17 protein-coding genes and 3 pseudogenes are annotated in these 21,706 nt (G+C 43.2%); 10 read left to right on the top strand and 10 right to left on the bottom strand.

All coding sequences use genetic code 11. From position 1 onward, the window contains the following. Nucleotides 1-6: 6 nt before the first annotated feature. A complete protein-coding gene (locus AB4323_RS05350; protein ID WP_372151858.1) occupies nt 7-621 on the bottom strand; it encodes an insecticidal delta-endotoxin Cry8Ea1 family protein in 615 nt (204 codons plus the stop codon). Nucleotides 622-1,004: 383 nt separating this feature from the next. On the opposite strand from AB4323_RS05350, the gene AB4323_RS05345 reads away from it, so the two are divergent. Beyond that, nucleotides 1,005-2,387 carry an MATE family efflux transporter gene (locus tag AB4323_RS05345; protein WP_372151856.1) on the top strand — a complete coding sequence of 461 codons (1,383 nt, stop codon included), beginning with the start codon at nt 1,005-1,007 and terminating at the stop codon, nt 2,385-2,387. A 102-nt stretch (nt 2,388-2,489) separates the two neighbouring features. Here AB4323_RS05345 and AB4323_RS05340 read toward each other — a convergent pair whose 3' ends face one another. The 5 genes and pseudogenes from AB4323_RS05340 to AB4323_RS05320 all read right to left on the bottom strand — a co-directional run. Further along, entirely contained in the window at nt 2,490-3,116 is a 627-nt protein-coding gene (locus AB4323_RS05340; RefSeq protein WP_017064660.1) for a LysE family translocator, read from the bottom strand. 234 nt (nt 3,117-3,350) lie between these two features. Then, nucleotides 3,351-4,214, bottom strand: a pseudogene (locus tag AB4323_RS05335) (delta-class carbonic anhydrase). Between the two features lie 357 nt (nt 4,215-4,571). Next, the gene (locus AB4323_RS05330) at nt 4,572-5,033 is read right to left on the bottom strand and encodes a hypothetical protein (protein WP_372099309.1); all 462 of its coding nucleotides are present in this window, start codon (nt 5,031-5,033) and stop codon (nt 4,572-4,574) included. Between the two features lie 226 nt (nt 5,034-5,259). Next, nucleotides 5,260-6,060 carry a hypothetical protein gene (locus AB4323_RS05325; protein WP_065583740.1) on the bottom strand — a complete coding sequence of 267 codons (801 nt, stop codon included), beginning with the start codon at nt 6,058-6,060 and terminating at the stop codon, nt 5,260-5,262. 209 nt (nt 6,061-6,269) lie between these two features. Continuing rightward, a pseudogene (locus AB4323_RS05320) lies at nt 6,270-6,899 on the bottom strand (D-serine ammonia-lyase); the annotation flags it as partial. 132 nt (nt 6,900-7,031) lie between these two features. Here AB4323_RS05320 and AB4323_RS05315 point away from each other — a divergent pair. Further along, nucleotides 7,032-8,225, top strand: a complete 1,194-nt coding sequence (locus AB4323_RS05315; protein ID WP_372151854.1) for a CynX/NimT family MFS transporter — start codon at nt 7,032-7,034, stop codon at nt 8,223-8,225. Between the two features lie 14 nt (nt 8,226-8,239). Here the strand turns inward: AB4323_RS05315 and AB4323_RS05310 are convergent, their stop codons facing one another. Together AB4323_RS05310 and AB4323_RS05305 are read right to left on the bottom strand one after the other, a co-directional pair. After that, nucleotides 8,240-9,037 (bottom strand): helix-turn-helix transcriptional regulator, encoded by a 798-nt coding sequence (locus AB4323_RS05310; RefSeq protein ID WP_102320430.1) that lies wholly within the window; start codon nt 9,035-9,037, stop codon nt 8,240-8,242. Between the two features lie 56 nt (nt 9,038-9,093). Then, entirely contained in the window at nt 9,094-9,627 is a 534-nt protein-coding gene (locus AB4323_RS05305) for a YbhB/YbcL family Raf kinase inhibitor-like protein (protein WP_017060498.1), read from the bottom strand. A gap of 243 nt (nt 9,628-9,870) precedes the next feature. On the opposite strand from AB4323_RS05305, the pseudogene AB4323_RS05300 reads away from it, so the two are divergent. The 3 genes and pseudogenes from AB4323_RS05300 to AB4323_RS05290 form a co-directional block, all read left to right on the top strand. Further along, nucleotides 9,871-10,767 (top strand): annotated as a pseudogene (locus tag AB4323_RS05300) (DUF3404 domain-containing protein); the annotation flags it as partial. Between the two features lie 59 nt (nt 10,768-10,826). Then, complete coding sequence (locus AB4323_RS05295) at nt 10,827-12,644, top strand: glycoside hydrolase (protein ID WP_372151852.1); 1,818 nt, start codon at nt 10,827-10,829, stop codon at nt 12,642-12,644. 247 nt (nt 12,645-12,891) lie between these two features. Beyond that, nucleotides 12,892-13,749, top strand: a complete 858-nt coding sequence (locus tag AB4323_RS05290; protein ID WP_017060503.1) for a polysaccharide lyase family 7 protein — start codon at nt 12,892-12,894, stop codon at nt 13,747-13,749. Between the two features lie 160 nt (nt 13,750-13,909). Here AB4323_RS05290 and AB4323_RS05285 read toward each other — a convergent pair whose 3' ends face one another. Continuing rightward, nucleotides 13,910-14,821 carry a LysR family transcriptional regulator gene (locus AB4323_RS05285; protein WP_017060504.1) on the bottom strand — a complete coding sequence of 304 codons (912 nt, stop codon included), beginning with the start codon at nt 14,819-14,821 and terminating at the stop codon, nt 13,910-13,912. A gap of 128 nt (nt 14,822-14,949) precedes the next feature. Between AB4323_RS05285 and AB4323_RS05280 the strand changes: the two genes are divergently transcribed. From AB4323_RS05280 to AB4323_RS05260, 5 genes are all read left to right on the top strand, one after another. After that, a complete protein-coding gene (locus AB4323_RS05280) occupies nt 14,950-16,014 on the top strand; it encodes an HlyD family secretion protein (RefSeq protein WP_017072190.1) in 1,065 nt (354 codons plus the stop codon). Between the two features lie 3 nt (nt 16,015-16,017). Further along, complete coding sequence (locus AB4323_RS05275) at nt 16,018-17,568, top strand: DHA2 family efflux MFS transporter permease subunit (RefSeq protein ID WP_017060506.1); 1,551 nt, start codon at nt 16,018-16,020, stop codon at nt 17,566-17,568. A gap of 289 nt (nt 17,569-17,857) precedes the next feature. Further along, entirely contained in the window at nt 17,858-19,447 is a 1,590-nt protein-coding gene (locus tag AB4323_RS05270) for a response regulator (protein ID WP_017064673.1), read from the top strand. After that, nucleotides 19,441-19,773, top strand: coding sequence for an Hpt domain-containing protein (locus tag AB4323_RS05265; RefSeq protein WP_017060508.1), 333 nt, complete (start codon nt 19,441-19,443; stop codon nt 19,771-19,773). The genes AB4323_RS05270 and AB4323_RS05265 overlap by 7 nt, the downstream gene beginning before the upstream one ends. A 414-nt stretch (nt 19,774-20,187) precedes the next feature. After that, nucleotides 20,188-21,084 carry an RNA polymerase sigma factor RpoD/SigA gene (locus AB4323_RS05260; protein WP_017060509.1) on the top strand — a complete coding sequence of 299 codons (897 nt, stop codon included), beginning with the start codon at nt 20,188-20,190 and terminating at the stop codon, nt 21,082-21,084. Nucleotides 21,085-21,278: 194 nt separating this feature from the next. On the opposite strand, the gene AB4323_RS05255 is transcribed toward AB4323_RS05260, so the two are convergent. Beyond that, nucleotides 21,279-21,632 (bottom strand): hypothetical protein, encoded by a 354-nt coding sequence (locus AB4323_RS05255; protein ID WP_017060510.1) that lies wholly within the window; start codon nt 21,630-21,632, stop codon nt 21,279-21,281. Between the last annotated feature and the right edge of the window lie 74 nt (nt 21,633-21,706).

The following is a 21,706-nucleotide window of genomic DNA, read 5'->3' as shown; positions in this document are numbered from 1 at the left end:
CAGAATTCAGGACACTCTCTTATCAATACCTGTTGCTAGTAACCATTCATCATTTAACGTAATACTCGTATTTATAATATTAAGAGAAGAACTTAACGCGTTAACGTATACTTTTTGCTCATTCCAACTTAACCTCTCTTGCTCATGGCGATAAATACTTAACCGCAAAATATCATTGTTTAAAGAGTTGTATCGAGAGTTTAGCTTTGTTTCTAAATTTCTTGAAAGCGGTGTAACCTTATCGTCAACGAGTGTCTGCAGTGCCCCTTTCATATTATCAACGATCATATGAACTTCTGTTTTTGAATGTTCGAGTTCGACGTTAACTGCTGACTTGAGCTCTACTTTCAATGCTTCTTTATCACGTTCATATGCTTTAAAATTAGAAAACCAATTGTAACCAATTAAGAATATACCGACTGTAATTACGGTACCTAAAGTCCAGTGAATGGTACCTAGTAAAGACTCTTGATGTTCTTTCATCATCGCCACTTGCTGCTTTAATAATGCTATCTGTTCATTAGCTATTGTTAAATCAGAAGCTGGCTCTGAAGCTACCGCAGGACAAACTATTAGCAATAACATTATTATTAATTTGTTCAATTTCTTACTTTCCTTCATATTTTGCCTAACAGCTATTAGATAGAAAAATTCTGCATTTAAATACAGAATTCTTCTATCTAGCTACTTATGCCATCAATTGTACTAACCTTTATCTATCCATAACAACCACTTATACCGTCACCTCAGTGATTAGCGTGGCAAATATAGAATTTATCGGTCGAGTATGATTCCCACAAAATCATTAACTTACGCGCGTTAGAGATGTGTTTTAACCATCAGAACCCGTGACTATCTCAGAGTGAGTTGAACTCTATAAATCCAAAACTTGACCCTATACGGTAAGGTGTTTATATTGTCGCCCGCCCAACGGGGCACATCCTAAAATGCACACCGGCCATCCTGCCATCATTCGTGTATTTATATTGGTGTTGTGAACTTCCATGCTAACGAAACTTCGTCCTTTTACTCGTGAATCGGGTGCGCTTATGCATCTTTCGGTTCCAATCATTTTGACTCAAATAGCGACCCAAGCGATGGGATTTGTCGATACGACAATGGCTGGCCAAGTAAGCCCTGCCGACCTCGCCGCAATTGCACTCGGCACTAGCCTTTGGATTCCTGTATTGCTGCTACTGCGTGGCGTGATTATGGCGTTAACGCCTGTTGTCGCTTACCACCGAGGCGCGCGTGATTTTCAAAGCATCTCTGTTGAATTCTTCCAGATGGTTTGGTTGGCATTAATAGCTAGCGTGTTACTCATCGCCTATTTAGTGAGTGCTAAACCGATCTTAGAATGGATTGGGGTTGCCGCTGAAATCATTCCAATCGGTAGTGACTATGCCTTTGCCCTAGCCTTCGGTGTGCCGGGTATTGCCCTGTTCTACACCTTGAATGGCTTCTGTGAGGGTATGAACAACACCAAAGTACCGATGATCATTTCGGTAATTGGTTTGTTGATTAATATTCCCGTCAACTACGTGCTTATTTACGGTAAGTTTGGCTTCCCTGAAATGGGCGCTGTAGGTTGTGGTTGGGCGACAAGCTTGGTGTACTGGTTAATGTCGGGAATGTTGTATTCCTACATTAAAGGTCATCACCATTACAAGACCATCATCAACTTTTCAGATGCGAAGCCAAAAGCAAAAGAGATGCTTCACCTTCTAAGGTTAGGTTTACCTATCGGGATGAACATCGCGGTGTGTGGCAGTATCTTTGCGGTTATCGCATTGATGATCGGCCGTATTGGTGCCGAGAATGTGGCAGCGGCGCAAATCGCTCTCAATATATCGAGCCTAACTTATGTGATCCCGATGAGTATCTCGTTTGGCATTACGATTCGTGTTGGACACGCTTTGGGTGAAAAAGATGAACTTGGCGCGATTGAGCGCAGTAAAGTCGGTATTTTGGTGGCAGCATTAATCTCGTTGCTTTCGGTAGCGATGTTCCTACTGTTCCCTGAATTAATCATTAGGCTTTACACCACTGACCCAGTAATCAGTGCAACAGCGGCAGTGTTATTGACCTTTACCGCTATGTACCAATTCAGTGATGCTCTGCAAACCTCTGCAAATGGTGCTCTGCGTGGCTATAAAGATACCAAGATCCCGATGATCTTAGCTATCGCTTCATACTGGGGCTTAGCGTTACCACTGGGTATGGTGTTGGGCTTAACAGACCACATTGTTCCAGCAATGGGTGAAGAAGGCTTCTGGATTGGTATTCTTACGGGCTTAAGTATCTCTGCTACGCTGATGTTAATTCGCTTGCGATACGTGATTAAGAAGCGCGATTTACTGCCTTCAATTAACGCAGCAATTCGCTAATACTGCTCTAGTAAGCGAATACCGCACCTGAAAGTAAATACAAAAAAGCGCGTTACTGCCACAAGGCAATAACGCGCTTTTTCTATTTAAATTGAACTGTGTTTATCTGTTTATCGCCAAATATGAGCCAGCAGCAATCATTATTCCACCAGCACTTTGGTTTAACCTTTTATGTGCGCGTGGCGTTTTTAACAAACCTGCCATTCTGCCCGCGCCCACAGCGATAAGTATTAAGCCTGACATCAGAGCAACAGATGCTAAAGCAGAAACTAATACGATATCTTGTGAGCGCAGAACAGTCAGATCAATAAAAGTCGGCAAGAACGAAATATAAAACAGAATCACTTTAGGGTTCGATGCTGAAATCAAAAAGCCTTGCGCGAAACTCGCGAGTTCAGATTTCTGACTCTGTTTGGCCGCAAGTTCCGCAGAGCCTTGCACTTCAGGCAGGCTCTTAAACATCTTGTAGCCCAAGTAAATCAAATAAGCTGCACCAACATAGCGAATCACCTCAAACGCAATCGACCAATTCTCGGCAATCGTTGCTAGACCGAAACAGGCAAGCGCAAGGTAAATAAGATCACTGCATATCATACCTAACGAAAGCGTGACGCACTTTCGCCATCCTTGAACCATAGCACGAGCTAAAATGGCAAAGACGCCAGGCCCCGGAGTAATACCAAATACAAACATGGCAATAAAGAATGTAATCGCACTTTCTAATGACATTGGACTGTCCTTTTCTATAACCCAACATAATTGATCATGAACGTATCATGGAGCTTCGATTCTGGTAAAGAACGTTTTTTACTAAATACGATTTACACAACTCATGTATTGAACAAGTGTCGCACGTAATTTACCCACCAGACTTAATTAAACCTAAACCTAAGTACTTTTCGTTAGGGCATAAAAAAGGCGAACCTATTGGCTCGCCTTAATCATTTTGTTCGCCAGAATCGTTTAGTCGTTACGAATGGGTGATAACAACTCAGGGTTAACCACCAAATTTCTCACACCGTGGGCGTGATCTTCGTTAAAGTCATTGCCTTCACACCAGCTACCTACTGTCGCGATATTTACTTTCGCGACTTGTGGTCTAACGCTCCATGTTACTTGGAAAGGTGAACCTTGCTCATTATAACCAGGACCCGTTGTAGAGCCTGCGTATTGGATCGCTGAGCCCGTATCTTGTGGGATGTTTGGTGCTTGGTGTAAGCCGTTCACTTTTGAATGTTTAGCGAGCGCTTCAAAGTCGGGTGCTTTGTCGTCATTCACTAATACGTAAACTTGGGTTTCTACACGCAGTTGCGGGTTGGTAATCGCATCGTTAAAACAAGCACCCAGTGTTTCACCCGGTTCAACTTGCGCCGTTGAATAAACATAGTGAACTTCAATGGTGTCACCCGAATGCAAAGAACCATGCTCGCTCGGACAAACCTTGCCCTCAAATGGTTTCAGCTCAGCAGAACTCAGCTTGCCTGTGTATTTAAAGCCACTCTGGAATCCCTTACCATCACCGTTACCAGCGTATTGAGTAAACTCTCCACCTTTATGCTCAGCATTTTTATGGAAGTGAATATTACATAAGTTCATCGCTGTTGAATCAGGGGCATCCGAGAACAGCCTAGTATTTTTACCTTCTAATGAACCCAAATCTCGTGGAGCTTGCGGTCCAAAACCTTGCCCTTGGGTATTTTCAGAAAGCTTCGCTCTTTATTCTACGATAACTCCATCTGATACAGACTCATGGTTCGCATCTGATGCATTTGCATGAGCTGACAATATCACCATCGCGACACTTAAAAACACACTCTTATTCTTCATTTTTCTTCCCTAGAATATTGATAACTAAACCTAAACCTACTTAACAGCAAACATCTTACTATGCTCGTAAGTGAATATAAGAGTTGTCTTTGTAAGATTAGATTTCATTGCTTACTTTGGGATGAGTATTAGAACCCTTGATGCATATAACAAGTCAAACAGGGTAAATTCGGCGACTCCCTTCCAGAACTAATAATTTCCTATTTTCGTTAACCGTCGCCTGACTCAGCGCTCAGATAAGTGAACACGATTCTTAGGAAGAATGGTGGCCAGATTTAGAAGATCAAAAAAGGCGAACCATCTGGCTCGCCTTCACGTTTCATTCTATCTATTAGGTTGTCGTTCTAGGTTAACGATTTAACCGTTACCGGTGGCAAATATCCCAAACGTCATGACGTTCAATGCATCTGTCACGCCCTCTAGTGATTTAATCACCGTCTTAGTCGGTTTATTATGACGAATAAAATAGCTTCCGATGCCTTTTTCACCGCCACTCTTAGCATCGCTTTCAGTTGTTTCTGTCGCTTCTATTTGAGAAGGCTCCACTGATTCTGGCTCTGCATTGGCGTGAGCTATCGTGTCTTTATTTGAATCAAGGTTAGTGAGTGGTTGATGATTAACGATTGAATCATGGGAAGAATCAACGCTGGTCTCAGCGTTTGTATCCTTTGAAGTCTCGAGATTACTCTCTCCCTCTACGCTTTTCGACATAGCATCTTCGTTGCTCAATGTCTCATCGTCTAGCTGATGATTACTCGTTGAAGAACAGGCTGTTAAGAAGAACAGGCTAACGATGAATATGAGTAAGTTTCTCATCATAATGATAAAGCACGAATTAATAAAACATTGTTCGATTGTATTTTATTTGGCTGACGACATCCAGTGATAAGCGGAGTAAACACGAACAGTCACGGTCTTGAAGAGTAAACAAAAGCGTACGGGTTTAGTGCTTAAGAATAATAATTCGAGAGCTCAATTAGGTTGCCCGCCGCTTATCATCTGAAAGGTGGTGTCAGTTAGGCTTGAGGATTCACACGCTATAAGCTTAATCTTTACTGGAACACAGTTCAGAGATTCGGTCACACATGGCTTGGTTGACTGCGAAGTGGGTGTTGAGGAATGCTAGTTGGGCAAGTGCCGATTCAGCGGTGCGCTCGTAGCCTTGGGTAAAGGTTGGTAGCAATTGGGCAAACTTAGGGAAGCGTGCTTCTAGCCTTCTATCCGACATAAATTCATCAACGAATTCAGGCTCAGACTGTTCAGTTTGATCCACAAGATCGATCAAACGATCGAGTGCGTAAGATTGAACGAACCGACTGCCCGACAGCTTTTCGCCTCGGTTATAACGAGACATACCCACATAAAGATTGGTTAGAGCCTCACCAATGATCCAATCTTGGGAATTAGTGTCTGTCTCCCCTTTTATTGGTGAAACACAACACTGTGTATCAAATTCATGTTGCTGCCAAACAATACGCCCTTCAGCAAACGGAATGTGCGCTAACTCGTGGGGTTCAAACACTGCAAACTCACAAAAGATTCCGTCAGCGTACAGAACTTTATAGCCATCGACGGTATTTCTCACTGCGTAGTCGATTGAGTGAATATCAGATAGCCAATGCAAACTGTCTAAGAAATACTGCTTGTGCCCTGTTTGCACTATTGCGAAAAAATCGACATCTGAGTACTGATCAAGTCGTTCTGTTTCAATACCTACTGAGCCCAATCCCAGCAAAGCATGAGCCTTACCCGATGCTTCCAAAGACTCCCCAATAGCATCTAAACGCTGGAGTAATTTTTCTGGTGTGTTTATGTGTCTTGTCTGTATCACTTTGTCCGTCTGCATTGCTCAATCCCTATCAAGTTGAATGCCACTCAACCTAACTGATAGTTAGAACATCTAAGAATCTTAATTTATAAAATGTGTGTTTTGGATAACGATCTGTGCAAGTTATTGTTTGAATTAAGGTGGGATTTAGAGGTGAGAAAGAGTGTGTACAAGCTATAAACAACACTCTTCTATCATGACTTATCTTTTTAGCAGCTCATATTTGCAACAACGTTGACGCCATGCTCACGAAGTTTGCTTTTCTTCCAAGCTCTCGCGTCTGCCGACATGTGAACAGAGACCGTAAAACCCAATTTGGCACTCATGATACCGATCGACATGCCTAGATTACCCGTGGATCCTACCGCAATGCTGTATTGTTGGAAGAAGTCACGGAATTCAGGTTCGAGCAACTTACTATAGTCATCGCTCTCACACAGTAACCCGGCTTCAATCGCAAGCTTCTCGGCATGCGTTAGTACTTCATAAATACCACCGCGAGCTTTGATTGAACCTGAAATTGGCAAATGGCTGTCTTTCTTCATCATCAAACGCCCTTTTATAGACTGCTGATAATGCGCTTCCAATACTGATTTCATAGATGGAATGTCAATAAGCTCAGACTCGATGATGCCATTGGTCGCTTGAGTTTCAGGAAACGCCTTGGCTAGATAAGGAGCAAACCTTTGTAGCCTCATGCTCGCATCGTGAATATCTTGTTCGCCTAATCCCACATAAAGCAAACCGCGCTTCAGAGTCGTCACATTTGGGTTAAACCAAACCACTTCTTCCAATGCAATCAATTGTTGAAGCAGTGGGAAGTCCGAGATGAGCTTGTCGATATTTAATACAGTCATGGGTGACTTTTCTGGCTAAGCGCGTACTGCGCAGGTTCAATCATTAGTAAACCTATTTAAACGGTATTTGTGTAATCATTCAATGATCTGTAGGCTAGCCTGTCTTCTCATAAGCAAACAGTAGAACAACCTATGAGCGCCTCTCTTCGTAATAGCATTTTCGTCATGTTAGGGATTCTATTCCTAGCACTTAACCTTCGTGGGCCTTTTACGAGCTTGGCTCCTGTGCTTTCTCAGGTTATGGAAGGCCTCAACCTTACGTCATCGGCTGCAGGCTTCTTAACAGCTTTGCCACTGTTAACTTTTGCCTTATTCTCACCATTAGTCACCAAGATATCCCAACGAATTGGTCTAGAGCCTAGCCTGTTATTAGGCTTAGTTTTGATCACTACGGGTATTACACTGCGCTCTTTTGGAGCAATTCCGACGTTATACATCGGCACAGTAATGATTGGACTTGGTATCGCGATTGGTAACGTGTTGTTGCCCGTTGTAGTGAAAATTAGCTTCCCTACTCGTATTGCGACAGTCACTTCTTTGTACATTTTTACGATGGGCATCGGTTCGACGTTAGGCTCAAGTTTGATGGTGCCGTTTTCAAATCTAACCTTATTTACGATCACGGGTTGGCAATTAGCGCTGTTAATGAACTTGGTATTTCCAATATTAGCTTTGATGATCTGGTTGCCTAAAATCAGAAAACGCTCATCTTCGGCCAGCAATAACAAGCAACAAGACAAACCTCTGCCGATGAAACAGATGATTAAAAGCGGCGTAGCGTGGCAAGTAACGTTAGCGCTTGGGCTTAACTCATTTACCTTCTACTCTTTGGCTGGCTGGTTGCCACAGATATTGAACGATCTTGGCTACAGCGAAATCGACGCGGGCTACATTTATGGATTTCTGCAATTTTCGACTATGGTTCCGGGGCTGCTGTTACTGCCGTTCTTAGCCAAAAGTGACAATCAACAATGGCTCATCACTCTATGTGCATCGAGTGTATTTGTTGGATTGATTGGTCTTCTGTATTTGCCTGAGTTTGCGATCTTTTGGGTGGGACTGTTTGGATTAGCCAACTGCTCGACATTTATTATCGCGCTCTCTTTTGTTGGCTTGCGTACATCGAATAGCAGCCAAGCCGCATCATTGTCGGGTATGGCTCAGGGAATCGGTTATGCGTTGGCAGCCACTGGTCCAACGCTGGTGGGTAAGCTTCATGCCCAGACAGATTCTTGGAGTGTGCCGATTCTGCTGATCGCATCTGTTGCCTTTGCGTGTACGATTTTCGCGGCATTGGCAGCACGAGATAAGAAAGTGAGCGTTTAAGCCAAACATAATGACTATGGCGTCGCGACTCTATGGCTGACGACGGTTTTGATGTATTCACTTGGCGACAAACCAAATTTGCCTTTAAAGCGCTGACTAAAACGCCCTTCCGATTGGTAACCGCAAGACTGAGCCAACATCGCCACATTCTGCTGTCCGTTTTGCATCAGATAAAGCGCGTGACTCAAGCGAACTTCAGCCAGTACCTCTCGATATTGCATGCCTTCCAGTTTGAGCTTCCGAATCAATGTGGCTCGGCTCATCGCAAAACGCTCCGCCACCGACTCTAATGGATGTTTCTCATCTGGTGAATGTGAAAGGTAATGGCTGAGCTTTTGGCTAAACGAGACGTTGGCACTGACAAACAATAGATGCAACACCCCTTTTTCAGCTAATTGCTGGTACAAGCCCTGCAACCAAAACTGTTGAGTCTCTTTGCTCATGCTCTGTGTATCAAAAGAGAACAGAGCATTGAGTGAGTCTTGTAAGTTTCGATCCACTTTTACTGTAGGCAGTCCCAGATCATTCGACCGTTCCTCACTTAAATCAAGCATCGCCTGAGAAGGTTGGAATTGAAAGCTGAACACTCGCGACAAGAAGCGCCCTTTGTGGGGCATGTTCTCAAAACTTAGTGAAGCTGATGCCTCACAAAACAACAGCTCAGAATGTGAGAGCTCTGCCGCTGAATCTTTCCAAAACAGGCGCTTACTGCCTGTAATAATCTGAATGATACTAGGGGATAGAATCCTCACATTACGCAGTTTTTGTAACTGCTCTGCACGAAAGATCGTCACTTGATATTGATGATTCATCTCATCCCCTTGTTTACTTATTATGTACGTGTATAAGCTTTAACGTACATAAGCTATTAACGTGTATAAGTTGCGGTCAGTTTAGCTTTGTCTAAAGCCATGCTGTTCAACGTGAATCCAACCACAGCCGACGGCGTATTTTCGTCGAGGTTAAGTTTGTCCGTTGGTAATGCCCAAACCGTGAACTGGTAACGGTGCATACCATCTTTTTCTGGAGGACAAACGCCACCGTAGCCAACTGTACCGTAATCAATGCGACCTTCTTTGCCACCGACTTTAGAGATGTCGACACCGCGAGGTAGCTCGTTCACAGTTGCAGGGATATCAAACGCAACCCAATGCCAGAAGCCACTTTCAGTCGGTGCATCTGGATCATAAGCTGTGATAGCAAAGCTTTTGGTACCTGCTGGTGCATCTTTCCACATCAATTGTGGTGATTGATTATCGCCGTCACAACCCCAACTAGAGTATTCAAAAGTCTTTGCCATTGGGTGACCTTCTTGAATATCGTTGCTGGTTAATTCGAACGCATGAGCAGAGCCTGTAGCCAAAATACTGATTGCCAATACTGATTTGATGATGAGTTTCATGATGGTTCCTCTTATTAGGTATGAGCCCAGTATAGTCCCCTCATTTCGCCCAATAATGACAGTAAGTACACAATTATCTATTTTATTTCAAATAAATGATACTTACTGTATTTGTACTTTATTATTTAAAAGCATGACCCACTCGACAATTTGTTGTTAAAAGAACACTTGTTGACATTCAGGTTACAAATCGCGCCCAAAACTCTTTAGACTCGCCCCACGACTTTTAACGAGAATGATTGGATGCGCAGGTTTACATTAGCTCTTTGCTTGATCTTTTGGCTCCCAACCCTAGTCAATGCCCAAAGTTTGCAAGATAAGTGGCAAACTCTGTATCAACTGAGCTGGCAATCATCCCCACTCTTAGTATCTCAACAAGAGTTGGCTCAGTATCCGAAAGTTCTGCTCCATGAAAATAGCCGCTATCCTGATTTCAACCAATTCAGTTGGGACGACATCGCAGCGTTAGCGTCAATACAAGATCACTGCCAAGCGATTGAAAGCAGTAATCCTTCATTACATGAAGCCATCGAGTTCGAGCTCGCTCTGTGTCAGCAACAAACATTGGATTCGATTTGGTTTGCAGCACACTCCAAACGTCACCCTGCCGGTGGCAGCTTTGCTGGTCTTTATTTAGCCGCTTACCCAGATGTGACCGAGCAGATACGCCCATTTTTGAGTCTTACCAACCCTCAGCACCCTTTATATAACAAACTAGAAAGCCTAAGTGCACAAGGCAGAGAAGCACTGCTCAATGGATACCGCGCTTGGCAACAAGATGATGTGCTTTGGTTAAGTGGCGAACAAGGCTGGAAAGCTATTCCCTTAGATGTTTGGCAACCTATCGCAGAGCAACAAGAGGTATCTTTGGCAGGTGAAACCTGTACTTTTCGTTACAGTAACGTGTGCTTAAACGAGCCTAGCAATGACAATCTGATCATGAAAACCTTGATCTTTACATTGCTGCTAACGTTGCTTTCCGGGCTCGCTAGAGTCTTATACCTAAGAACAAAACAACGAAAAGAGAGGCAGTTCGTTTTACAGCTTCTTACTCATGAACTGCGCACGCCTATTACTAGCCTAGGCTTAACCGTCGAAATGTTTAGAAATCGCTACGATGACTTTTCTGATGAAACTCAATTTGGGCAAGTTATCTCGTCGGTAACCATTCTGGAAGTAACACTACTCAAGACTTGAAGATGCCTTTTTGGACAGTACAGCAAAACAATCATTTCATTAGCTATCAAATGGTTAATGCAACCAACAATCAACTGCTCTTTTCAGATGCATCCTCTAATGCTTCCTCAAATACAAAAACCAAAATTGATATGAAGGCAGCACACCAATTTACGATGCTCAATCAGTCACAACCTTTTCTTGTTCGTATCACCCTCGGAGACTCGTGGTTAGATGGTGCCAAACAATACCGAGATTGGCGCATCAATAATGACCAGTCTGAAACGCTTGTAGCAAAGCAAAAGCGCAATCCAGATGTGACTAAGTTGATCGGCGCGAGCCACGTTTACCTATTTGGCAAAGACCCATTAAGCATCCAAGATGTGAGTGACTGGTGGGGATTGAAAACATGGTATCTAGAGGGCTCTAAACTCAATGTTTCTGCGGAAGCGAAAAGAGAGCTATCGTCACTCTCCAAGGGGAAAGATTGGTTCAGTCAGTACCACAAACAACTATTGTTGGACTCTATTAGCCAGTCATTGCAGGTGTTATATCCTGTTGGTAATCCGACACTCGAAGACAACACGATTAAAGCGCAATATAAAGCAGCACAGGATAAGAAGAACTGGTTGCTAGAGCACGCTTCCCCTTACCTAAACTCGTCAGAGACTTGGGGACAAGCGCTGTCTTCAGACATGGTCGCTAATCTAAATAAGGCAGGCTTAAACAAACTGTGGCTTGGATTCGATAATTGGATGCCAGAATTCTATCAACCTAACGCTGTGGGTCTGGCAAAACAGTCCGGATATCTGGTCGGTACTTACGATTCCTACAACACCGCAATTCCTGCGAAGCTCAATGACAACTGGCTAACCGCTCAATTACCAGAGCCGATGCGTCAAAGTTGTGCGATTGAACTAACGGATGGGAGTTTGAAAAAAGGATTTCGTGGAAACGGCTTTTACTTAAACCCGAACTGCCATTTAGAATACGTAAAACAGCGTGCTCAAGACATTATGAGATTCGGCAACTTCAACAGCTTGTTCTTAGATGTTGATGCAACCGCCATGGCACGTGAAGATTACCGCGTCTCTATAGACAGTAATGGCAATACAAACGACGAATCAGACATGCTTTCTGCGTTCAACAACCGAATGAAGTGGCTTAGCGAGCAACCTTCGTTAGTATTAGGCTCTGAAGACGGCAACAGCCTAACAACAAAAGGCATCGCGTTTGCACACGGCTTAGAAACGGTTGGTTTTGGATGGACAGACAAAGACATGAAAGAGAACCGCCAATCTCCCTATTACTTAGGTCGTTGGTACCCAGACCACAAGCCTGACTTCTTCTTTAAGCCGGCCGAGGTTAAAGAGCCCTACAAGTCGCTACTATTTTCGCCACAATATCGAATTCCACTTTACCAAGCCGTTTTCCATGATGAAGTAATCAATACGCACCATTGGCATTCAGACAGCCTTAAGTTCACTAATGTACAAGCAGAACGTGACTTAACCGCCATGCTGTACAACACACCACCGATGGTTCACTTGACCAGAGATGAAGCTTTATCAAGTTCAAGCCAGAGAATCAAAGCACTCAAACACTATCAAGATGGCTTTGAACCAATGCACGAACAGTTATGGGATAAACAGTTAGTCGATTCCGAATGGTTAGATAAGAGCGGCGATGTTCAACAAACTGAGTTCAGTGACGGAAGTAAGATCATTGCCAATTTTTCAGATCAAACCTTTCATCAGAGAGGCCTTAAAGTCTCGCCGAGCGCTATAAAAGCCGTATTAAGCAACGGACAAACGTTAGAGTGGAAATCAGAGCCTAACTAGTTTGAACGTGCCGTTTTTAAGCCTCACCTTATTCACTATTACGGGTTAGCAGGTAGTGTTGTTAACGAGCAAAAATCCACACCTTTGACACTCAGGTACCAATCCCAATCGACACCTAATTCTCTCTATTTTTGTACAAGAAAATTGGGTGCCGGCCACAATTTCAAACACAGATGTTTTCACATAAATCTCAAAAGTGATATCAATGCTTATATTGAATGATAATAATACAAAAGAGATATTTTTGATGAAAAAGACCCTACTCACTTGCTGTGCCCTTCTTGCCTTTTCTTCTTCGGCAATCGCTAATGTTCAGTTTTCGAATCCAGAAGGAGCTTTAGGCGAACCTTCTAATTACTCTCAATACCAAAATGTTTTGTCAGTTTCTGAACTTCAAATTTCAGATCCAAACGGAAAGAAAGGCAACAAAGACTATTTTGCGCTCGATAATAACTACGACGGCATTGTGAACAACAACTTCTATGTCGACAAAGAAAGTGAAGCGCTAGTCTTTACCATGAAGAATGACCACCTGCGCAACGAGCTACGCGTTCAGGAAAACTTCCGCACAGACTTAACAAATGAAACATACACATTAAGTTCGGAGGTGGAGATCATAAAACCTGAAGAGTCGATGAAGAACTCAGACTCTAAGCAAGACGAGATTACATTCCTACAAGTACATAACAAAGGCTTAGATGATCTTGGTACTCACAATGTCCCTCACCCTTTGCTTCGTGTTGTATGGAAACGTGACAATAATGGTATTGAAGGGCATTTCTGGGCAATCATTAAAAACAACGCTGTAATTTGTAAAGGATCGTTCGGCAAGAAAAACCAAGACAAGGAAATGTGCAAATCAGACGTAGCATATTCTCAGTATGATTTAGGCAAAGCACCACAAGGCAAACCAACAGCATTTGATTTAATCGTGGGTGATAAGAAACTTATTGTTGACGTAAACGGTGAACGTAAAGTTGAGCAGGATATTGACTACTGGCGTCACCTATTAAGCTACTTCAAAGCTGGCGTATACAACCAATTTACGAATGGACAAAGTGAAGCTCACTTCTACAAGCTAGAGTACACAGAGAAAAAGAGCTAGTTCGGTACTTAGCCTACAACTACATTAGCAATCAGAAAAAAACGAACTTGTTAACAAGTTCGTTTTTCTCTTTTCAATGTTATTGGTCATTGTCAATGAATTACAACTAATCAACAGTTAGGCAGCCGATTCCTTCTGTTGCTCCCAATACAATATGCCTTTATTTCGTTATTTGATTGGCTCTATTTTGAAAAGCAGTCAGTAGATAGTCGATAAAGACCTTCTTACGTTTCGGCATCAACTGCCTGTCTGCATACACTAGGCTTACTGAAACTTCCGGCATCTCATATTCAGGTAGCAAACGAATCAACTTGCCTGTCTTGAAGTGCTCACGACAAATGAATTCAGGAAGCACCGCCAAGCCGAGCCCATCCACACACGCTGTTAGGCATGCCGTGATGGTATTCACCCGCAACTGACACGGTAGATCGATCAAAATCGACTCTCCGCCTTCTAATTGTAAATGCCACTTGGGTAGACGCGCGGCCTTGTTCACCACCTCAATCATTCTGAATGGCGGTTCAAGATCATCGGGTGAAGAGACGTCATCGAACTGCTCTAAATACTCAGGGCTGGCTGCCAATACACGCTTTGATGTTGTGAGGTAGCGAGAAACCAAGCTCGAGTCCACTAGCTCACCAATTTGTGCGTAAAGATCGATCCCCTCCGCAATGATGTCGACTTCTCGATTCGACAGTTCTAAGTTCAAAGTCACGTTTGGGTGCTCTTTTAGGAAGCTGTGGATGTATTTAGCTAATACTTGATGCCCCAATTCGACAGGCAACACAACATTTAACTGCCCTCGGATCAAATCCTGATTGGCTGAAACCTCTAGCTCAGCTTGGTTCATGATCTCTTGCATCTGCATGCTCGACTGATAAAAGCGCTCACCCTCTGGCGTTAAGACTAAACTTCGTGTCGAACGAGTGATCAACCTCACACCTAGATGCTGTTCCAGCTCGTCTAGCTTTCGGCTGACGGTCGACTTGGTCATGTTCAATGCTTCAGCTGCGTGCGTGAAACTCCCACAATCAACAACTTGTGTAAAAACAGTCACAGCATTTAAGTCCATCGTACTTCTCCCAAAGCGCCATTAGTTAGATTTTTGCAACAGTGTTTCCCTTTTTTCCTATCTTATCAATCAATCGAATTCATTTACAATTCGTTACATCTAAATAAAAACAAAATGAGAAAGAAAAAATGACAGAGAACAACAACGCTTCGCAAACAGTAAGCACAAAAAAACGTAAAAAAGCTCCGCTTATTGCTACTGCGATCATGCTGTCATTGGGTTTAGCCGGTGCTGGATACTGGTACGGCTATGGCCAGTACTTTGAATCTACCGACAATGCCTACCTACAAGGCGACATCACGAATATTAGCCCTAAGGTCTCTGGCTATATTGTTAAGTCTTATGTGAGTGATAACCAATCGGTTAAAGAAGGTGATTTGCTGGTTCAAATCGATGACCGTGATTACCAGTCAGCACTCGCTCAAGCAAACGCCCATTTAAGCGTCGTGCAATCAGACGTCAAAAATCTAGTGGCACAACAAACGTTACAACGTAGCAAGATCAATCAAGCAGAAAGCCGCGTTGATTCTGCACAAGCTGAATACGAACGCGCGATTCAACAAGTGGTACGTTCTCGTAGCTTACTAAAGCGTAACTACGCGTCTCAAGATGAAGTCGATAGCATGGTTGCACAACAAAAAGTAACTCAGGCAGATTTAGAAGAAGCAAAAGCAAACCTCGTTGCAACCAATGACCAATTAACCGTTATCGCTAGTGAGATTGAGCAAGCAAATGCATCCGTGACCGAAGCTCAAGCCCAGAGAGATCAAGCACAGCTTAACCTTGATTACACCAAAATTTACGCGCCAGCAGATGGCGTGATTGGTAAACGCAGCGTACGTGAAGGCTTGCTGATTCAAGCAGGCGCACCACTGATGAGCTTGGTACCAAACAACCAAGTGTGGATTGAAGCCAACTTCAAAGAGACACAGCTAAGTGGTATTCACAAAGGTCAGACGGTTGAAGTAGAGCTGGATGCGTTCCCGGGGCAGCCTCTTGAAGGTGTGGTAGACAGTTTCTCCCCTGCGACTGGCGCTAAATTTGCGCTCCTACCACCAGAAAACGCGACAGGTAACTTCACTAAAATCGTTCAACGTGTACCGGTTAAAATTACTATTCCAGATCAGCAAGAGTTGAAAGGTCGACTGCTTCCTGGTTTGTCTGTGGTAGCGACCATCGATAAACGAGGCTAGACCATGAGTAACGCTGGTGTTGTCACCCAAACAAATGATGATGACGAGGTTTCGAGACGCCATTGGATCGCCCTATTTGGCGGCTTGATTGGCGCGTTTATGGCGATCTTGGATATTCAGATCACCAACTCGTCTCTCAAAGATATTCAAGGTGCGCTATCAGCCACCTTGGATGAAAGCTCGTGGATCTCTACGTCTTACCTAGTCGCAGAGATGATCGCTATCCCACTCAGTGGTTGGCTTTCTAAAGCGCTCGGTAAACGCCGTTATATCACGTGGACGACAGCCATTTTCACCATTTCATCTTTGTTGTGTTCGTTCTCTTGGAACATGACCTCGATGATCGTTTTCCGCGCGATGCAAGGCTTCAGTGGTGGTGCTCTAATCCCGCTTGCTTTCTCGCTGGTGATTCAGTTATTGCCGGTCAACAAGCGTGCTGTGGGTATGGCACTGTTTGGTGTAACCGCGACCTTTGCTCCATCGATTGGCCCTACCTTTGGTGGCTGGCTGACGGAGAACTTCTCGTGGCACTATATTTTCTACATCAATATTCCGCCAGCTTTGCTTGTGATCACCATGATCCGATATGGCTTGGACGATGAAAAGCTCGACCTTGGCACGCTGAAAAAAGCCGATTGGTTTGGTATCGCCACCATGGCATTAGGGCTAGGTTGTTTGGAAGTGGTGTTAGAAGAAGGTAACCGTGAAGAGTGGTTCAGTTCGAGCTTTATTATTGGCTTGAGTATCGTGTCGGCGGTGAGTTTGGTTTACTTCGTGATAAACGAACTCCAACACAAGAAGCCATTGGTTAACCTGCGGCTATTGCGGGATGGGCAATTTGCGATGTCTTGTATCGCCTATTTGATTCTAGGAATGGCATTGCTCGGCTCTATCTATGTTCTACCGATGTATCTCACTCAAATTCAGCAATATAACGCGATGGAAATTGGTGAAGTGCTAATGTGGATGGGTTTCCCACAGCTTCTGATATTCCCAATTGTGCCAAAGCTAACACAGATCATTAAGCCTAAGTACTTGGTTACCTTTGGCTTCGCGATGTTCGGTTTTAGTTGTTACGTAAATACACACATGACAATCGATTTTGGCGGGCAACAGCTGATTTTATCTATGGTTCTGCGTGCTATTGGTAGTCCGTTCATCATGGTTCCGCTGTCTTTGGTTGCCATGAAGAACATCAGCAAAATGGACACGCCAGACGCATCAACGTTAACCAACGTAATGCGGAACTTAGGGGGCGCTTTCAGCATCGCGATTATCGCTACGCTATTGGATAACAAAACCCGTGAGCACTTAGCACACATCAAGGAGTCGCTACCTTCAGTGAGTCAACTTGGTTGGCAGACGCTTCAGCAACAACAAGCGTTTTTCATTCAGTCAGGAAGTGATGCCGCAACTGCGATGCAACAAGCACAAGCAAGTTTGCTCGGCACAATGCAACGTGACGCAGCCATCATGGCTTACAACGATGTGTTCTTAATGATGACGGCGTTCTTGGCTCTAGCGGCAGTATTGATTCTAAACATGCGTGATTAACGCTAGAGTTTCGGTAAATAAAACTTCAAGCAAAGAACAACATTTCGAATAAAAACTCGAACAATAAAACAGAGAGGTGAGCTTATCGGCTTGCCTCTTTTTTATTTCTAAAACACGTATAACCCCACTAAAATCAGGTAAAAGTCACCTGCGTTTGAAGGCTTTCATAAATGTTATCTAATACTCTTTAATTACCAATAGTTTATTGAGTGTTTGTATGTGATATAGGCACCTTGACAATGTGCAACTTGACACCTAAATTAAAAAATAACATTTGGTATTAAGGAAAATGGATTTGACCTTACCAACAGACCTTCGAATTTTGATCGTCGACGACTCTAAAAGCGCAACAATACTTATTAAGCAGCAACTGGCTAGTTTGGGAGTTTCGCGCGACTGTATTTTTATTGCGACCGACTATCGAAAAGCCATTAAAGCGGTCGAGACACACTCTTTTCATGTACTCCTCATTGACTACCACTTAGAACAGTCTTTTACTGGCTTTGAGCTGTTGGGCATTCTGTATCGAAACCGCCTCATCGATCATACTGTGGCGACAATCTTGCTCTCTGGGGATATGCGTCAGGAAACAGTATTAACCGCCCTTTCAGGTGAAGCACACCACTTCGTTTCTAAACCGATTAATACTCAAACGTTGGGTAAAAAGATCCAAAGTGCCGTGTCCGTTTCAAAGAAACTCACCCAACTGAATGATTTGTATCCCATTGCCAGTCAAGAGAGATTAGCTCAAGCTTTGGCGATCTCCCCTAATGGTACTAGCGTTCAGTTCGAAGCGACATTGATTGAACATTTAATTGCAGGTAAGAAATGGCAGTTACTCTCTAGCGTCATTAACAACTCCAAAACCAACATGCACCCAACCAAATTGGTGGCTGAGGCGCTGATTCTCGACAGCTTAGGCAAGCCAAATTTAGCCATAGATAAGCTCCACAATTTTCTAATAGCACAGCCACTCTCATTGAGCGTGATTGACTGCTTAAGCTGTATCTATGAAAAACATAAAATGCTGCTGCCTGCTCTTAAATTAGCGATTCGTGCATTTGAGATGACTCCCAGCATCAGCCATCGTGCAATCAGGGCCATCGACTTAGCTGAGAACGCAGATAACACACATATGATCATAAAGTTAGGTGAGATGTATGCAACCCACATTTCAGCTGCTGACATTGATGTCATCCATTCCATTGGTGCGCACTTTAATTCCTTAAAAGCAACGTATCAGCGCGAGACGCAACTAAAGTACAAACGTATTTTGCTTGAGCACGCCAACCAATTCACCGAGTTGGTAAACCTGAAACTTCCGGTAAAACAACAGCAGCAAGTTTTGGCCAGCCTTGCCCTATTTCAGAGCAGCATATTGCTCATCGAAAATAGCCCTCAGATTGCCCACAAAAAAGTGATTAGAGCTTCGACACTGTTAGCGAACAATTTCCACAGCCAACCGACTTATTTGCTCACTCAGTTATTACCCATGCTCGCCCACTTTGGTGAGTACTCTCTTTATCATTTAACAGTGGAATGTCTCAAATCTCGTGGAGAAGCCATAAATCACCAACTTGAGTCCAAAAATGTCGACCCTTCAACGTGTATAAACATTGAAAATTTGGGTTCGATCCAAGAAATAAAGGACTACATTCACAGTTACCCATATTCAGTTGCCGCCAAACTTGACTATATATACGCCGTCAATAAAGCTCATATAGATGAGAAACTTAGCGACGACTATCTAGAAGAAATCTTACAGTTAGAACTTCCTCCAAAATGGAATCAATGGATTAGTGATTCATCAAGGTATGGTTTTTCCACTAAGCCGCCTAGCCCATTTTCAACATTCAGCCGACAGGAGTCCACATGCTAGACTTTGATGCTTTAAACGCCTATTTAGACAATGACAGAGACGTCATTTACGCCGTTTTGTCTACATATCAAGAAGACCATGGCAATTCGCTACAAGAGATCGAAGAGTTGGTTCAACAACAAGATTGGGGCAAGCTTCATTTTACCGTGCACACCTTAAAAGGCATTTTAGCCAGCTTTGGTGAAGAAACGGCCACAGTTGCATTGGAAAGAGTAGAACAAAACACACTCAATAAGCTTGCGCCGCAAGATGATGATCTTTCGGTTATCTACAGCGAAATGAAGATCATTAATCAGCAAATCGATGAGGTTCTTAGCACTTATTAGTCGATAGAATTAAAACGTGCATGGCGATACTTAACAGCCGACACAGCTAAAAGAGTTGAGGTGCTTGGAAACATTGAACCTCGACTCTTAACATTTTTCTCATCATTTCTCCTCTCAATTATAGTTCTAACCCACACCTATAAATTCACGTCATTTATCTAGATAAACCGATGTATAACACATGCTTTATAAACTATCCGTCTTAATGTTTTAAACGAAAAACCAACACACTTGATGAGATGCAAAATAGTTAAATATTTGTAGATCTTTTTGTGACATAAACATACGAAATTGCATTTTATTTATTGGTAAAGAAGAAATTGTTATCTACACTCTAATGAAACCAAGCGTTAATCACTTGGTGGCATAATAAAAAAAACTAAAACGTTCAGTCGGCTAGATAAGGACAAGGAAATGAACAACGATAGTTTTGCTGCGTTTCAGGGGCTCACGGATGAAACACCCATTACCGAATCATTTTCTACCAGTGCAGACCCTTATGCTCATTATCTGAAAGATATTGTTGGCATTGATCTGCTGTCGCGTGAAGATGAGGTGTATTACGCAAAATTGAATCGCGCGGGTGATAAAAAAGCGCGTGATGTAATGATCGAATCAAACCTGCGCCTTGTTGTGAAAATCGCAAAGAGTTACCTAAAACGTAAAGGCAATAATTTCACCCTGCTCGACCTGATCGAGGAAGGCAACATTGGCTTGATTAAGGCCATCGACAAATACGATCCAGAACCAGGCTATCGTTTTTCAACCTATGCTGTTTGGTGGATCCGCGAAAACATTGAAGCCGCACTCATGAACACGGGTCGAACCGTTCGATTGCCAGCCCACGTGTGTAAAGAAATAAACAGCCTCGCCTCAAAAAAGCTCGATGCAAGCAAAAAAATGAGTAAAGAGGTTTCAATTTCTGAGCTATCAGACAGTTCAGGTGTAAAGGCCGAACGCGTCGATCAACTGGTGGCGTTAAGCGGGTTTATTGACGTGACGACAACGGTTGGAACTAGCCATGCGCCTATGGTGCTTGATCAATGCGAAAGTGAATATATCCCAGACCCTCAACAAGATTGTGAGGATCAATCCTTTACCCAAGCTCTAGAACAAATCATCTATACACTTCCTCCAAAATTACAAAAGGTGCTCATCCACCGTTTTGGTTTCTTTGATAACAAGGTGAAAACGCTGTCTGAGGTCGGACAAATGTTGGATGTGAATGTTTCTAATGAACGTGTTAGACAAATGCAGAAAGAAGCGGTCGAAAGAATTCAAAAACGACTCAAATTTGATGGTTGGGTGTAAGTCGTAACCCAGTTGAGAATTAGTTGAAAATAACGTTAAGCCAAAACAAAGACCTTTAGGGTGAGCCTCCAAGCTTGCCCTTTTTGTTTGCTGATTCGTTAGAAAAATAAAAAGATCGTAAGCACACGAACCCTAAGTCGCTAATCCCTAATGCCTAATGCCTAATGAAAAATGACAAATGCCACACCATTAACTTACCTTAAAGAAGTGACTCGCTCACTGCGCAAAATGAGATAATTGATATAAGTGGTTTCAAGACAATCTTGTTCCCACACTGATAAAATCCGTTTAGCCGCAAAATAATAATCTTTGTTTCTCAACAACATCCCAACGGTGCGGCTAAGCTTTTCAAATCGAACGTGATCGCTCGCAGAGATGTAGTCATCGTCACTTTCAATAATGGGCGCTAAACCATCAGCAAACCAATTATTCAATATTTCTCGCATCTCTAATTCAGACTCAGGCACATCCACACTCGACAACTCTCGATGTTGAGGCGGTGGCACTATGTACTTCGACGCTTGCGGTGAACTGACATAACGATACATGTCGTCCCTCCTGTCTAACTGACCCTTCTAATAATTAAGGACATATTTACCTGTTCTCAAGTTTATTTATCGAA

This window comes from Vibrio sp. 10N.261.52.C11 (genome assembly GCF_041471405.1).
Classification (GTDB): Bacteria; Pseudomonadota; Gammaproteobacteria; order Enterobacterales; family Vibrionaceae; genus Vibrio; species Vibrio crassostreae_C.
The sequence above is the reverse complement of the archived record's forward strand: the minus strand, read 5'-3'. Positions and strand labels throughout refer to the sequence as shown.